General features: G+C 65.6%; 11 protein-coding genes. 10 read left to right on the top strand and 1 reads right to left on the bottom strand.

Going from position 1 to position 13,535, the window contains the following annotated elements; translation table 11 throughout:
• Positions 1-19: 19 nt before the first annotated feature.
• The 7 genes from BBA01S_RS31525 to BBA01S_RS31555 are packed head-to-tail and all read left to right on the top strand — an operon-like array spanning position 20 to position 7,513.
• Positions 20-1,021 (top strand): GDP-L-fucose synthase family protein, encoded by a 1,002-nt coding sequence (locus tag BBA01S_RS31525; RefSeq protein WP_027819923.1) that lies wholly within the window; start codon positions 20-22, stop codon positions 1,019-1,021.
• A gap of 34 nt (positions 1,022-1,055) precedes the next feature.
• The gene (locus BBA01S_RS47675; RefSeq protein ID WP_027819924.1) at positions 1,056-2,075 is read left to right on the top strand and encodes a hypothetical protein; all 1,020 of its coding nucleotides are present in this window, start codon (positions 1,056-1,058) and stop codon (positions 2,073-2,075) included.
• The gene (locus BBA01S_RS43640; protein ID WP_042298231.1) at positions 2,072-3,286 is read left to right on the top strand and encodes a glycosyltransferase family 4 protein; all 1,215 of its coding nucleotides are present in this window, start codon (positions 2,072-2,074) and stop codon (positions 3,284-3,286) included. The genes BBA01S_RS47675 and BBA01S_RS43640 overlap by 4 nt, the downstream gene beginning before the upstream one ends.
• Positions 3,287-3,289: 3 nt before the next feature.
• Complete coding sequence (locus BBA01S_RS47680; protein ID WP_027819925.1) at positions 3,290-4,645, top strand: hypothetical protein; 1,356 nt, start codon at positions 3,290-3,292, stop codon at positions 4,643-4,645.
• Positions 4,642-5,793 carry a glycosyltransferase family 4 protein gene (locus BBA01S_RS47685; protein WP_052391982.1) on the top strand — a complete coding sequence of 384 codons (1,152 nt, stop codon included), beginning with the start codon at positions 4,642-4,644 and terminating at the stop codon, positions 5,791-5,793. The genes BBA01S_RS47680 and BBA01S_RS47685 overlap by 4 nt, the downstream gene beginning before the upstream one ends.
• On the top strand, positions 5,790-6,941 hold the full coding sequence (locus BBA01S_RS43650; protein WP_042298232.1) for a glycosyltransferase: 1,152 nt from the start codon (positions 5,790-5,792) through the stop codon (positions 6,939-6,941). Before BBA01S_RS47685 ends, BBA01S_RS43650 begins: the two co-directional genes overlap by 4 nt.
• Before the next feature lie 17 nt (positions 6,942-6,958).
• A complete protein-coding gene (locus BBA01S_RS31555) occupies positions 6,959-7,513 on the top strand; it encodes a putative colanic acid biosynthesis acetyltransferase (protein ID WP_027819926.1) in 555 nt (184 codons plus the stop codon).
• Positions 7,514-7,523: 10 nt separating this feature from the next.
• Here BBA01S_RS31555 and BBA01S_RS31560 read toward each other — a convergent pair whose 3' ends face one another.
• Entirely contained in the window at positions 7,524-7,964 is a 441-nt protein-coding gene (locus BBA01S_RS31560; RefSeq protein ID WP_027819927.1) for a hypothetical protein, read from the bottom strand.
• A 114-nt stretch (positions 7,965-8,078) separates the two neighbouring features.
• On the opposite strand from BBA01S_RS31560, the gene BBA01S_RS31565 reads away from it, so the two are divergent.
• Genes BBA01S_RS31565 through BBA01S_RS43660 form a run of 3 tightly spaced genes read left to right on the top strand, consistent with a single transcriptional unit; the run spans position 8,079 to position 13,527 of the window.
• Positions 8,079-9,380 (top strand): lipopolysaccharide biosynthesis protein, encoded by a 1,302-nt coding sequence (locus BBA01S_RS31565; RefSeq protein ID WP_167336063.1) that lies wholly within the window; start codon positions 8,079-8,081, stop codon positions 9,378-9,380.
• Positions 9,377-9,910: an acyltransferase gene (locus BBA01S_RS43655; protein ID WP_042298233.1), complete on the top strand. Its 534-nt coding sequence runs from the start codon at positions 9,377-9,379 to the stop codon at positions 9,908-9,910. The genes BBA01S_RS31565 and BBA01S_RS43655 overlap by 4 nt, the downstream gene beginning before the upstream one ends.
• Entirely contained in the window at positions 9,907-13,527 is a 3,621-nt protein-coding gene (locus BBA01S_RS43660; RefSeq protein ID WP_052391983.1) for an NHL repeat-containing protein, read from the top strand. The genes BBA01S_RS43655 and BBA01S_RS43660 overlap by 4 nt, the downstream gene beginning before the upstream one ends.
• Positions 13,528-13,535: the final 8 nt, after the last annotated feature.

The raw sequence follows: 13,535 nt of genomic DNA on the forward strand, positions 1-13,535 counted from the left end.
CAGCGGCAAGGAGCTCATCATGCAGAACAAACGTAAGCGCGTTTATGTAGCGGGTCATCGCGGCATGGTCGGCGCGGCTATCGCGCGTATCCTCGCGCTGCGCCCGGACGTGGAGCTCATCACGCGCACACATGCCGAACTCGATCTCACGAGCCAGGAGGCCGTGCGTGCGTTCTTTCGCGACGAATCGATCGACGAGATCTATCTGGCCGCGGCAAAGGTCGGCGGCATTTTCGCCAACGACCACTACCCCGCCGACTTCATCTACCAGAACCTGATGATCGAAGCGAACGTGATTCACGAAGCGTGGCGCGCGGGCGTGCAGCGCCTGCTGTTTCTCGGTTCGAGCTGCATCTATCCGAAGTTCGCGGAGCAGCCCATCGACGAAGGCGCGTTGCTCAGCGGCAAGCTCGAACCGACCAACGAGCCGTACGCCATCGCGAAGATCGCGGGCATCAAGCTGTGCGAGAGCTATAACCGCCAGTTCGGCGAATCGCACGGCACCGACTATCGCAGCGTGATGCCGACCAACCTCTACGGCCCCGGCGACAACTACAGCCAGCAGACGAGCCATGTCGTGCCCGCGCTGATCCGGCGTTTTCACGAGGCCCGCAACAAGGGCGACCGTGCGGTTCAGGTGTGGGGGTCGGGCCGCCCGCGCCGCGAATTTCTCTACGTCGACGACATGGCCGCCGCGAGCGTCTACGTCATGGAAATGGATCGCGCGCTGTACGGCCAATGCACCGCGCCGATGCAAAGCCATATCAATGTGGGCTTCGGCAGCGACGTGACGATTGCCGAACTAGCGCAGACGATTGCGGGCGTGGTCGATTACGACGGCGAGGTGCAGTTCGATACGTCGATGCCCGACGGCACGCCGCGCAAGCTCATGAACAGCGCGCGCCTGCGTGCGCTGGGATGGCAGCCGCGCGTCGCGCTGGTGGACGGACTGGCGCGTGCCTACAACGCGTTCCTGGGCGCTCACGAAGCCGAGCCGGTGCGCGGCCTGGCCAGCGCCTGAACTTACCCCTGCCGACCGCGAGGATCGCGCTTTTATGACCAGCTTTCGCATCGTTCAACCCGAGATCAAGGAGCACGGTTGCGGCGTATCCGACCATTCGGGTGTGCTCGTGCGGCTGTTGCGCGAGCGCCAGCGCGAAGCGCAGCGTTATGCGGTGCCCAATCGCGCCGCTGCGCGCGTGGTGCCCGTCGTGCCCGGCGACGTGTGGATCCTGCAACTGTCGATCTACGGTTTCAGCCGCAAGGGCGTGCCGCTCTGGTTGCCGGCGTTCGTCGACGCGGCGCGCGCGCGGGGCGTGAAAGTCGTGGTCTATTTTCACGAGCTCTGGGTGCTGGTCGCGCGCGGCCTGTCGAGTGCGTACTGGCTCGCGCCGATGCAGCGCCGCATCTGCGAGCGCATTGCCGAGCTGGCCGACTACGCGTTCTTCAACACCGACTGGGCCTACACGTGGGGCGTCGAGCGCATGGGCGAGCGCGCGATCTATGCGCCGACGTTCTCGAACGTGGGCGAGCCCGATGAGGTGGACGCCTGGCGCGAGCGCGAGGACGTGGCGGTGGTGTTCGGCTCCGCGCGCACGCGTGAGGAGATCTATCGCGAAGCGCTGCCCGCGCTCACCGAGCAACTGGGGCGCGGCCATATCGAGCGCGTCGTCGACATCGGCAGTGGCGGCGCGTGGCTCGACGCGGTGGCGCAGTCGCTCATGCCCTGGCCTTTCGAAGCGACGGGGCCGCTGCCATCGGAAGCCATCTCGCAGCGGCTGATGCGGGCGAAATGGGGCTTTTTCAACACGCCCTGGGGCCAGGCGTCGAAGTCGGGCGTCTATGCGGCCTACGCGTGCCACGGCGTCGCGCCGGTGTCGATCTTCGACGGCGTGGGCAACTATCCGGTGCCCACGCACTATCCGCTGCCGGAGCGGCATTTCCTCACGCGCAACGCGTTTCGCGACGCTGGCGACGGACTCGATACGACGTCGGCGGCCATCGGCGCGCGCGTATTCGCAGAGCACGCGCGCAGCGCCCAACTCATCGAGAAAATCGTGGAGATCACGTCATGAGCGATGCAGTGCTACGCACGGGCAAGCCCGGCAAGACGGTCGCGGTCTTTCATCCTGGCTTGCAGCACTCGCACCAGCTTGCGTGGGGCCTCTATGAGCGCGGCATGCTGCAGACGTTCTGGTCGGGCGTGCCGGTGCAGTGCGCGGACGACAAGGCGCCTGCCTATATGCCCGCGCAATGGCGCAGGAAAGTGCGAGGCACCGCCGTGCCGCAGGCGCTGCGCCGCCATCCGGTGTGGTGGCAGATGCTATTGCGCGCGCGCTCGCTCGCGCGTACCGCACCCACGCGTCACGACTACACGCATCGCGTGTTTCACTGGTTCGACTGGTGGGTCGCGCAGCAGGTGCGCGCGCTGAAACCCGCCGCCGTCGTGGGCTATGAAAACTCGGCGTGGCACACCTTCAAGGCGGCGCGCGAAGTGGGCGCGACCTGCATTCTCGACGCGCCTTCGCTGCATCATGAGGATGCGAAGCGGCTGATCGACGTGCCCTCGAACGGCTATATCGACGAGATCAATCGCCGCAAGGACGAGGAAGTGCAACTGGCCGACCTCGTCATCACCTGCTCGGACATGGCGCGAGAATCGTATCTGCGTGCGGGTGTGGACGAGCGCAAGGTGCGGTCGGTGCTGCTGGGCGCGGAGCTTCCCGCTGGCGTCGCGCGTCGACCGGATGACGCGCGGCCCGTGCAGTTCATCTTCGCGGGCACGCTGTCGTCGCGCAAGTCGATCGACCTGATTCTCGACGCGTTCAAGCGCCTGAACGCCGACGGCCATTGCGCCGATCTCACGCTCGTGGGCGGCAGCGAGGAACCCCAGTGGCTCACGCTCGCAAAGCAGGTGCCGCATGTGCGCTGCCTGGCGGGCGTGCCGCAGAAAGCGCTTTACGCCCTGTTTGCCGATGCCGATTGCCTGCTGCTGCCCTCGCGCTTCGACGCCTTCGGCATGGTGGTGGTCGAGGCGATGGCGACGGGCACGCCCGCGATCGTGTCGACGATGACGGGCGCGCGCGAGGTCATCACGCGCTTTCCCGATAGCGGCTGGGTGATCGAGCCGACCGAAGAGGCGATCTATCAATCGATGCGCGAGAAAGTGACCAATCGCCAGTCGATACGCGAAGCGTCGGCCAGCGCGCTTGCCGCCGCGCGCTATTTCACGTGGCGCGCGTATCGCGGGCGCGTCGCCGACCTGATCGCGCAAACGCTGGAGTAACCGATGCGACTGCCTGTGCACGCCACGAATGCCGTCGGGCGCGAGCCGTTGCGCTTCGATTTCATGCTCGTGCTGACCGTGATACTCGTGACGGTGTTCGAAGGCGCGGTGCGCAAGTGGATCGCGCCCGGCCTCACGAGCCCGCTGCTGCTGTGCCGCGACGCCGCCGCCTTCGCGCTCGTGATGCGCGCCGCGTTGCGCGGCCGCTTCGCGGCGATGCCGTTCGCCACGCAATGCCTGCTGGCGTGGACGTTCGTCGTGGCGGGCTGGGGGCTGTTCCAGATCGTCGTGCTGCAAGGGCCAATCGTGCTTTTCCTGCTCGGCCTGCGCTTCTGGCTGCTGTACTTCTGGATGGCGCTGGCGATGGCCTGCACGCTTACCACGCTGGAGATCGTGCGCGTGATGCGCCTCATGATCGCACTGGGGATCGTGATGACGCCGCTCGTGATGCTCCAGCATTTCCTGCCGCCCTCGTCGCCGCTCAACGTGCAGCCCGATACCGACGAAGACGCCATCTTCCGCGTCACCGCCGATATCGTGCGCGTGAGCGGCACCTTCACGTTCACGATGGGCTTTGCGTGCTTCATCGCGGTCGTGTCGCCGCTCGCGATCAGCTCGGTGTGGAACGGCGTGCGTTTGTACCGGCATGCGTGGCTTGCGGTGGTGGCCTTCATCTGCGTGGCGATTTCCACGCTGGTGAGCGGCTCCCGTGCATCGATCATGTTCTTCGGCGCGCTGCTTGCCGTGCAGACGCTCGCGGGCTTTGGCGCGGCGAAGACCGGCAAGGCGTTGATGCAGTCGATCGCGCGCACGGTGCTGGCCGTGCTTGCGCTTGCGCTCACGCTCGGGCTCTTCAGCGATGCGCTGGTCGCGACCCAGGAGCGCTTCCAGACCGCGGCTGCCGACGAAGACGTGATGGGCCGCATCGAAACCGAGCTGCTCGGCGAGCCTGCCGCGCGCAAGGAAATGACCTTTGTCGGCCACGGCCTGGGCGCGGGCACCAATGCGGGATCGGTGCTGCTTACCGGCGAGAACGCATTCGAGCTTGCCGAATCGGAGCCCGCGCGCGTGCTGCTGGAAATGGGCGTCGTGGGCTTCGCGTGGTTGCTCGTGAAGTGCCTGATTTTCGCGGTGGGCATCTCGCGCAGCCTCGTGCGGCTCGTGCGTTGCAGCGAGACCCTGCCGCTGCTGATCTGGGCGACCACCGCCTATGGCATGTCGTCGTGGCCGGTGAGCGGGCAGGTGAGTGCGAATGCGTTCGGCTATATCGCGCTGGGCCTGGCGTTGTGCTCGACGCGCGATTTGCCGGTGACTGCGCCGCTTGGCGACCCGATGCTCGATTGGGGAGTGCGCTCATGAAGGTGCTGCTGGTAGGCAACTATCCCGCCGATGGCCAGAAAAGCATGCTGGCCTATGCGCACATGCTGCTGGACGGCTTGCGCGCCGCGGGCGTGGAGGTGGAGCTCATCGCGCCGCGCCCGGTGCTGTTGCGCGCGGGCGCCTCGGTGTCGGGGCTCGCGAAGTGGATCGGGTATATCGATAAGTTCGTGATTTTTCCCTTTTCGCTCGTACGCGCCGCGCGCCGCTTCGATCGCACGCATGTCTGCGATCACTCCAACGGCATGTATCTGTTCTGGCTGCCGCGCGCGCGCAGCAGCGTGACATGTCATGACGTGATTGCCATTCAGGCGGCGCGTGGACTCGTCGAAGGCTGGCATACCGGCTTCACGGGCAAAGTGCTCCAGGCGCTGAATTTTCATGGCATGGCGCGCGCGCAGCGCATCGTGTGCGTGTCTGACCTGACGCGCTCGAATCTGCTGGCGCTGCGCGACGAGCTTGCGCCGCGCACGTCTGTCGTGCTCAACGCGCTCAATGGTGCGTTTCGTCCCGATCCCGAGTGGCGCGCCGCGCTATCGGCAAACGGCTATGGCGCGCTGGCCGCACGTCCTTATTTCCTGCATGTCGGCTCCGATCATCCACGCAAGAACCGCGTGGCGGTCACGCGCATCTTTGCGCATCTGCAGCGCATGCCGCGTTTCGCCGATGCGCAGCTCGTCTTCGTCGGCCCGCCGCCCGATGCCGCGATGCGCGAAGTGATCGCGACGGGCGGCTTTGCCTCGCGCGTCCATACGATCGAGGATGCGTCGCATGCGTTGCTTGTCGCGCTCTATTCGGGCGCGCAGGCGATGCTCTTTCCGTCGCTCAACGAGGGCTTTGGCTGGCCTGTGATCGAGGCGCAGGCGTGCGGTTGCCCAGTGTTCGCTTCCTGCATCGACCCGCTGCCGGAAGTGGGCGGCGCGGCGGCGGTCTATTTCGATCCCGCCGATTCGGCGCGCGCGGCGCAGCTCGTTGCAAGCGCGAACTTCGAGCGCCTGAAGCTGGCGGGGCTCGACAACGCGGGGCGCTTCAGCATCGACGAAATGACCCGCAAGCTCATCGTCACGATGGGCCTGCGCACAACCCGGTCTTTCGCCACTCATGAGGAATCCATAGGGACGCACGCATGAAGATACTGCATATCCTGCCTTCGACGAATCCGCAGCTTGGCGGCACGGTGGAAGCGGTGCGCCAGTCGGGCGCCTATCTGTGCGCGGCGGGCCATACCGTCGATGTGCTGTCGCTCGACGATCCCGGCGAGGCGCACGTGGCGGCGTTCTCGCTGCCGGTGCACGCAATCGGGCCTTCGGCGGGGCACTACCGCTATAACTCGCGCCTCGTGCCGTGGCTACGCGCCAATGCACAGCGCTATGACGCGGTCATCATCAACGGGCTCTGGCAATACCACAGCTTTGGCGCCTGGCGCGCGTTGCGGCGCTCAGGCGTGCCGTATTTCGTGTTTACGCATGGCATGCTCGATCCGTGGTTCAAACGCACCTATCCGCTGAAGCACCTGAAGAAGTGGCTCTACTGGCCGTGGTCGGAATATCGCTTGCTGCGCGACGCCTGCGCGGTGCTGTTCACCAGCGAAGAAGAGCGCCTGCTCTCGCGCGATTCGTTCTGGCTCTATCGCGCGAACGAGCACATCGTGCCCTGCGGCACGGCCAGCCCGCCCGCGCAAGGCGATTCGCTGCGCGATACGTTCTTTGCGCGCCACCCGCAATTGCGCGGCAAGCGCCTCATGCTGTTCCTGAGCCGCGTGCATCCGAAGAAGGGCTGCGACCTGCTGATCGAGGCATTTGCGCGCCGTGCCCAGGCGCATCCGGACTGGCAGCTCGTGGTGGCCGGCCCCGAGAGCGGCAACCTGGGCGAGCGTCTGCGCGCACGCGCAAGCGAGCTGGGGATGAGCGAGCGCATCACGTGGACAGGCATGCTCGAAGGCAACGACAAATGGGCCGCGTTCTATGCGAGCGATGTCTTCGTGCTGCCTTCGCACCAGGAGAATTTCGGCATTGTGATTGCGGAGGCGCTGGCTTGCCAGTTGCCCGTGCTCATCACGAACAAGGTCAACATCTGGCGCGAAGTGCTGGAAAACGAGGCCGGTTTCGTGAGTGACGACACCGTGGATGGCGTCGAGCACAGCCTCGATCGCTGGCTGCGCCTGAAGCTGGGCGACAAGGAGCGCATGAAAGTGCGCGCGCAATCGCTCTACGAATCGCACTTTACCGTGAAGGCGATGGCGCACGGCCTGATCGACGCTGTCGAGCGTTTCGCCTGAATTTCCTGGAGCGCGCCATGTATCAGGATCTCTCGCAGTTCAGCGTGCCAGCGGACTTTCGTGGCCGCTCGAAATGGTTCGTGCAGTGCTGGTGGATCGCCGAGGCGCTGTTGTTCAAGCCTTCGCCGCAATTCGCTTATGGATTTCGCGCGTGGCTGCTGCGTCGCTTCGGTGCGAGCGTGGGGCGCAATACGGTGATCCGGCCTTCGGTGACGATCACGTATCCGTGGAAGGTGCGCATCGGCGACTACGCGTGGATTGGCGACCACGCTGTGCTCTATAGCCTCGGCGAAATCGTCGTGGGCGATCACGCCGTGGTTTCGCAAGGCTGCTATCTGTGCGCGGGCGATCACGATGCCACGCTGGAGAATTTTCCGATCCGTGCGCGCGATATCCGGGTGGCCGATCAGGCGTGGGTCGCCTCCGATGTCTTTGTCGGGCCGGGTGTGACGATCGGGCGGGGCGCGATTGTGGGCGCGCGCAGCAGCGTATTCGGCGACATGCCCGAAGGCATGGTGTGCTTCGGCCATCCGTGCCAGCCGGTGCGGCGGCGCGTGCCGAAGCCTGCATGAATGACGGCGATTACCAGGGGTTCTTGTAGACGGAGCGGGTTGCGCCGCTGGAATAGATGGACGAAGGGAACGGCGCGGCGAACACCTCCACGCGCTTCGGAGCGGCGCTTACGTGCGTTGACGTCGAGCGGCGCAGCGCAACGCGCGTGGTGGATGCCGTGCCGTCGTCGAGCGGGGCGCTCAGGTTGGTGTCTTTCGGCACGCGAGGCAGGCCGAGCAGTTGTTGTTCGCTGGCGCGCGAGGCGTCTTCGGTCGCAAGGCCGCTGTCGTGCGATGACGCTGAGTCACCCGATTGACCCGATTCACTCGACGTGCCGGGTGCTGGCGATGCCGTCGCGGGGGAAGTTGCAGCGGAGGCCGTGCTGTCACTCGAAGCTGCGCTGGCATAAGGACACGTCAGCATGACGGCTGACGCTGTGAAGAACGCAATCCATGCAATCGAATGTTTCATCGCAGTCCGTATTAATTTAGGCAAGGCGTTGAACGAAAGAATCCGAAGCCGACCGCAACGATTATAGGCAGCACCGGTCTGCAAACCAAACCCTTTCAGGCGATGACGGTCACGATGAGCACTCCACGCAGCGAGACCCCAGGCGACACGCCCTGGCTTCCGGATTCACGGCGCAAGTCTGGCGGCTTGCCGGTCTTTGTCGCGAAGTTTCTCTCGCGCGAGGCCGTGGTGCAGGGCCTCAATTTCGTCGGCGGCATCTGGGTGGTGCGCGCGCTCACGGTGCACGAGTACGCGTGGTACACCATCGCCATCACGATGCTCGGCGCGGGCAGCGTGCTCAGCGACATGGGCGTGAGCGCCGCGCTGATGAGTCTTGCCGGGCGGCTTTGGCCCGACCGTCCGAAGGTCAACCGTCTCTTTACCGTGGCTTATGAAGCGCGTGCGAGATTCTTCGCGTTGTTCGGCACAGTGGTATTTGCCGCGGGATTCTTCCTGTTGATGAAGTCGCAGGCGTCATGGATGTTGGCTGCTGCGATCATGGCATGCGTGGTGGCCGTGACGTTCTTCCAGCTTAATTTCAGCCTGCTTTCGGTGCTGCCGAAGCTCGAACAGAACCTCAAGTCGCTCCAGCAGATCACGATTTCCGGCGCAGCCTTGCGGCTGGTCTTGCTGGCCGCGTTGCTCGTGTCGGCCAATACGCTCACGGCGCTCTGCGCGGCGCTCGTCGCGATTGCCTGGCAAGCCTGGGCGATCCGCCGCCGCTACGACATTGTCGATCAGGACACGCATTTCCCGCTCGACGAGGCCCGCGCGGAATTTTCGAAAGTCGCGCGTCGGCAGGCGCCCGCGTCGATCTACTTCTGCATTCAAGGCCAGCTCAATGTGCTGCTGCTCGGCTATTTCGGCAGCGCGACGCAGGTTGCGCAACTGGGCGCGCTCGGGCGCATATCCGCGTTGTTGATGGTCGCGCAGTCGGTGTTCGCCAGCATCCTCATGCCGCGTTTTGCCGTGCTGAAAGACAAAGCCGATATGAAGCGCAAATACGTGCTGGCGCTGTTGGCGTTCCTGGCGCTGATCGCGGTCTTTCTCGGCGCGGCGTGGCTGTTTCCCGGCACGGTGCTGTCGGTGCTCGGCGGCCATTATGCGGGGCTGCATGGCGAACTGCTGCTGATTCTTGGCTCGGCCGCACTCTATGTGATCGAGGCGCTGCTGTTCTCGCTCAACATGTCGCGCGCGTGGATCACGCCTTCGTGGATTCAGGTGGCGGTGACACTCGCCTTCCAGGCCGTGCTGCTCGCCTTCATGCCGATGGATTCGATTGCGCATGTCGTGATCTTTTCGTCGATCAGTCCGGTGGTGTCGATCGCTGTCTATCTGGCTTCGGCCATGCTTCATTTCGGCAGGATGGAAGGATGAAAACCGTCATCAGCGAACTGCTTCTCTACGTCAACAACTTCCTCGCGAACCGCCTTCCGTCGCATTTCGTGCGGCGCATCTGGTACCGCAACGTCATGGGCTTTAGCGTCGCGCCCAGTTCCGCGATCCTGATGGGCGTGACCTTCGACGCGCGGCGCGGCTTCGCGATGGGCGAGAACTCCGTCGTCAACGAGGACGCGCGCATGGATACGCGCGGCGGCATTGTGCTCGGGCGCAACGTGTCGATCAGCTCGCGCGCCACCATTCTCACGGCGTCGCATGATCCGAACAGCGCGAATTTCGCGGGCTACGAGCGCGGCGTCGTGATCTGCGATTACGCGTGGATCGGGCTGAATGCGCTGATCATGCCGGGCGTGACGGTCGGCGAGGGCGCGGTCGTTGCGGCGGGCGCGGTGGTGACGGCTTCGGTCGAACCGTATGCGATTGTCGCGGGCGTGCCGGCGCGCGCGATCGGGCGGCGTCACGATCAGCTCGATTACAGCACGCGCTACCAGCGCTTATTCAAATGATGCAGCGGCGGCGCACCCGGCACGGCGAACAGACGGCAGCGCGCAGACGCATCGCGCGCTGGAGCATCGCGATTTGCGCGGCGATTGCGCTGGGTTACGCAGCGTGGATCGCGCTCGACATGATGCGGTCGTCGGCGGTCGTGCAAGCGGCCGATGCCGTGAGCGCGGCAAGCGACGCCAATGCGAAAGCCAGCCTGAATGCGTCTGATAAGCAAGCCGCCGACACAGCCGATCATGCGGCGATTCCCATTCGCTTTTCGCTCGCGCAGCCGGGTTATGTGACGCTCGTGATCGAGACGACGGATGGCCGCCGCGTGCGCAATCTCGTCAGCGAGACGCCGTTTCCTGCGGGCGACAACACCGCCTGGTGGGACGGTCTGGACGACCTGGGCCGGGACGCCGATGCCGCCGCGCACGCGCAATATCGCATTCCTGGACGCCTCGTCGCGCCGGGCACGTATCGCGTGCGCGGGCTCGTTCGGCCCGCGTTGAAGGCGCTCTACGAATTCAATCCCTATGATCCGGGGCGTCCGCCGTGGAAGACGGCGCAGCGCGACAGCGAGTGGCTGGCGAATCATGCCGCGCCTTCGGCGGTGCTGTTCGTGCCCGGCGGCGCGAGTGGCGCAGCGCACGCTGGCCCGGATGGCGCCGTGCTGGTCGGCAGCTATGTCACTGAAGGCGGCAGCGGGCTTGCGTGGCTCGATACGCAGGGCAAGAAGCTGTGGGGCCAGACGTGGATGGGCGGCGTGTGGACGGGCGCGACGCAACTCACGCGCGATACGGGCGCGCATGCGGCTGCAGGCGTGTATGCCTACGCGGCGGCGTCATGGCGCGGCGATCAGCCGGGTGACCACTACAGCGAACTGCGCTTGAACGCGTTGATGACAGCGGCCGCGCAGCGCAATGCGCCCGCCGATGCGCGTCTTGGCACAGGCGAGGACGTGCCGGTGCTCACGCCGCCCTATCGCATAGAGGAACCCGCCGATACCGCGAAACCCGCCGCCGACGATCCCTACCCCGAGCGTCATGCGGCGATAGCGGGCCTCGCCGCACATGATGGTCTCGTTGTCGTCGCATTGCGTGCGCTGAACCAACTGCTGTTTGTCGACGCCACTCGTCATCGCGTGGCGGGGCGTGCAGCGCTGGCCGACCCGCGCGGTCTCGCGTTCGATGCACAGGGGCATGTGCTTGCGCTATCGGGCACGCGGCTCGTGCGGCTCGATGCGAGTCTCGACAGCGGCGGGCAATTGCATGTTTCCGCGCCGCAAGCGCTGACCGTTTCGGCGCTTGAGGATCCACAGTCGCTTTGCGTCGACCAGGGCGGCGCAATTTACGTCAGCGATTGGGGCAGGAGCCATCAGGTGAAGGTGTTCGACGCGGCGGGCAAGCTGTTGCGCGCAATCGGCCACGCGGGCGCGCCCGTGGTGGGTGCATACGATCCGCAGCATATGAATCATCCCGCCGGCATTTCGCTCGATGGCAGCGGGCATCTCTGGGTCGCCGAAAACGACAAGACGCCCAAGCGCGTGAGCGTGTGGGACGCGGCGAGCGGCAGGCTCGTGAACGCGTTCTACGGGCCGCCGCGTTATGGCGGCGGCGGGACGCTCGATCCGCGTGACCGGACGCGGTTTTATTACGCGGACGAAGCAGGCGCAATGGAATTCAAGCTCGACTGGGCGCACGGCACGAGCGTACCCTCGGCGATTACGTACCGCGCCGATAGCGACGATCTCGGCCTGAGCGGCAGCGATACGGGCGGCATGCCCGACTATCCGCTCTATCGCGGCAACGAGCGCTATCTGACGAACGCGCACAGTGCGCAGGTGAGCGGCAGGCCCAGCGCGATCGTCTGGCATCTGGGCGCCGATGGCGTGGCGCGTGCGGTCGCTGCGGCGGGCAGCACCTTCGATAGCGCGGGCAAGCTGCTGCCCGCCTTCAACACCGATGCGATGCGCGCGCGCATGCCGCCGGGCAGCGATGCGCAACATCGCGCGCTGTTGTTCCTCTGGCGCGACGCGAACGGCGATGGCCGCATGACGTCCGACGAAGTCACGTTCTGGCAGCCGCAAGGCGAAGCGCGCGGCAACGCGGCGATGCTCGGCAATGTGACGGTGCTCGACGATCTTTCGTTTGCGATTGCGTATGCGGGGAATTCAGCCGTCGAAGTGTCCGCGACGTCGATTGGCGCGCGTGGCGTGCCCGTATATGACACCGCGCATCCGAAGACACTCGCGACGAATGTGCAGGCGCCCGTCAGCACGGGCGGCGGCCAGGTTCTCGTGGCCCGCGATGGCTGGGCCATCCTCACGACACCGCCCGCGCCGTTCGCGCCGCAAGGCGTCAGCGGCATGCGTGCGGACGGCGCGGCGTGGTCGTATCCGAGTCTGTGGCCTGGCCTGCACGCCTCGCATGCCGCGCCGGTGCCTGCAAAACCGGGCGAGTTGATCGGCACGACGCGCGTGCTGGGCAATCCGTTCGATGCGCCCGCGCCTTCGGACGCGGGGCCATTGTGGGCGATCAACGGCAACGAGGGCAGCGTCTATCTCTTCACGACCGATGGCCTGTTCGTCGCGACGCTGTTCAGGGACACGCGCCTGGATACCGCGCCGCCGCCGTCATCCGCGACGCGCGGGATGGATCTGGCTGCGATGAGCCTCGGCCCGGAGTGCTTCCATCCGACCATCGTGCGCGCCGACGACGGCAACGTCTACATGCAGGCGGGTTCCACCGCGCCGTTGTTGCGCATCGTCGGGCTGGAAGGCGTGCGGCGCTTGCCAGACCAGCAGATTACGTTGAGTGCGCAACAACTCGTGGACGCGCAGCGCGCATCGCGAGAATCTGCCGCGCGCGTCGCCAGTGCAAGCGCGGGCGGCAATGTGCTCGACGTGGCGATTCACGCCGAGGCGAGCGCGCAGAACTGGCCCGACTCGGGCACGCGGTGGGCGACCATCGATACGCGCTCGGTGCAGGTGGGCGACTGGGGGCATCAGGATAGCGAAACGAAGGCGGCGCTGGCGATCTTCGGCGACCGGCTCTATATCGCGGTGACGACCGATGCGCCCACGCTGCTCGACAACAGCGGCGAAGCCTTGCAGAACCTCTTCGCAACAGGTGGCGGCATCGACCTCATGCTGGGCGCCGATGCGGACGCCGACCCGAATCGCAGCAACGCAGTGAAGGGCGACGAGCGACTCGTGGTGTCGCGCGTGCACGATATGACGAAGGCGATGCTCTATCGCCCAGTGGCGACGCCCGATGGGCTCGCGCCGATTACGTACAGCTCGCCGCTGCGCACGATCCATTTCGATCGCGTCGATGACGTCAGCGACAAGGTCGATGTGTCGATCGAGCGTCAGCAGGCAGCGCCGAACGCGCAAGACGTGCCTGGCGTGCTGTACAAGCTGTCGGTGCCGCTCGGCGTATTGGGTGTGAACGCCACGGCGGGCCGCACGCTGTCCGGTGACATTGGCGTGTTGCGCGGCAACGGCTTTCAGACGCTGCAACGCGCGTACTGGTCGAACAAGGCGGGTGGGCTGGTCAGCGACTTGCCCGGCGAAGCCGAACTCACACCGAATCTATGGGGCAAGCTGCGTTTCGTGGCGGCCGCGAGTCAGTAGCGCGAATC

The sequence above is a fragment of the Paraburkholderia bannensis NBRC 103871 genome, from assembly GCF_000685015.1.
GTDB classification, from domain to species: Bacteria; Pseudomonadota; Gammaproteobacteria; order Burkholderiales; family Burkholderiaceae; genus Paraburkholderia; species Paraburkholderia bannensis.

Bases quoted from the DNA above. Each gene is read 5' to 3' on its own strand.
- BBA01S_RS43655 (WP_042298233.1), top strand. From the start codon at position 9,377: ATGAAAACCGTCATCAGCGAACTGCTTCTCTACGTCAACAACTTCCTC.
- BBA01S_RS47675 (WP_027819924.1), top strand. From the start codon at position 1,056: ATGACCAGCTTTCGCATCGTTCAACCCGAGATCAAGGAGCACGGTTGC.
- BBA01S_RS31560 (WP_027819927.1), bottom strand. From the start codon at position 7,964: ATGAAACATTCGATTGCATGGATTGCGTTCTTCACAGCGTCAGCCGTC.
- BBA01S_RS43650 (WP_042298232.1), top strand. From the start codon at position 5,790: ATGAAGATACTGCATATCCTGCCTTCGACGAATCCGCAGCTTGGCGGC.
- BBA01S_RS31555 (WP_027819926.1), top strand. From the start codon at position 6,959: ATGTATCAGGATCTCTCGCAGTTCAGCGTGCCAGCGGACTTTCGTGGC.
- BBA01S_RS43660 (WP_052391983.1), top strand. From the start codon at position 9,907: ATGATGCAGCGGCGGCGCACCCGGCACGGCGAACAGACGGCAGCGCGC.
- BBA01S_RS47685 (WP_052391982.1), top strand. From the start codon at position 4,642: ATGAAGGTGCTGCTGGTAGGCAACTATCCCGCCGATGGCCAGAAAAGC.
- BBA01S_RS31565 (WP_167336063.1), top strand. From the start codon at position 8,079: ATGAGCACTCCACGCAGCGAGACCCCAGGCGACACGCCCTGGCTTCCG.
- BBA01S_RS31525 (WP_027819923.1), top strand. From the start codon at position 20: ATGCAGAACAAACGTAAGCGCGTTTATGTAGCGGGTCATCGCGGCATG.
- BBA01S_RS47680 (WP_027819925.1), top strand. From the start codon at position 3,290: ATGCGACTGCCTGTGCACGCCACGAATGCCGTCGGGCGCGAGCCGTTG.
- BBA01S_RS43640 (WP_042298231.1), top strand. From the start codon at position 2,072: ATGAGCGATGCAGTGCTACGCACGGGCAAGCCCGGCAAGACGGTCGCG.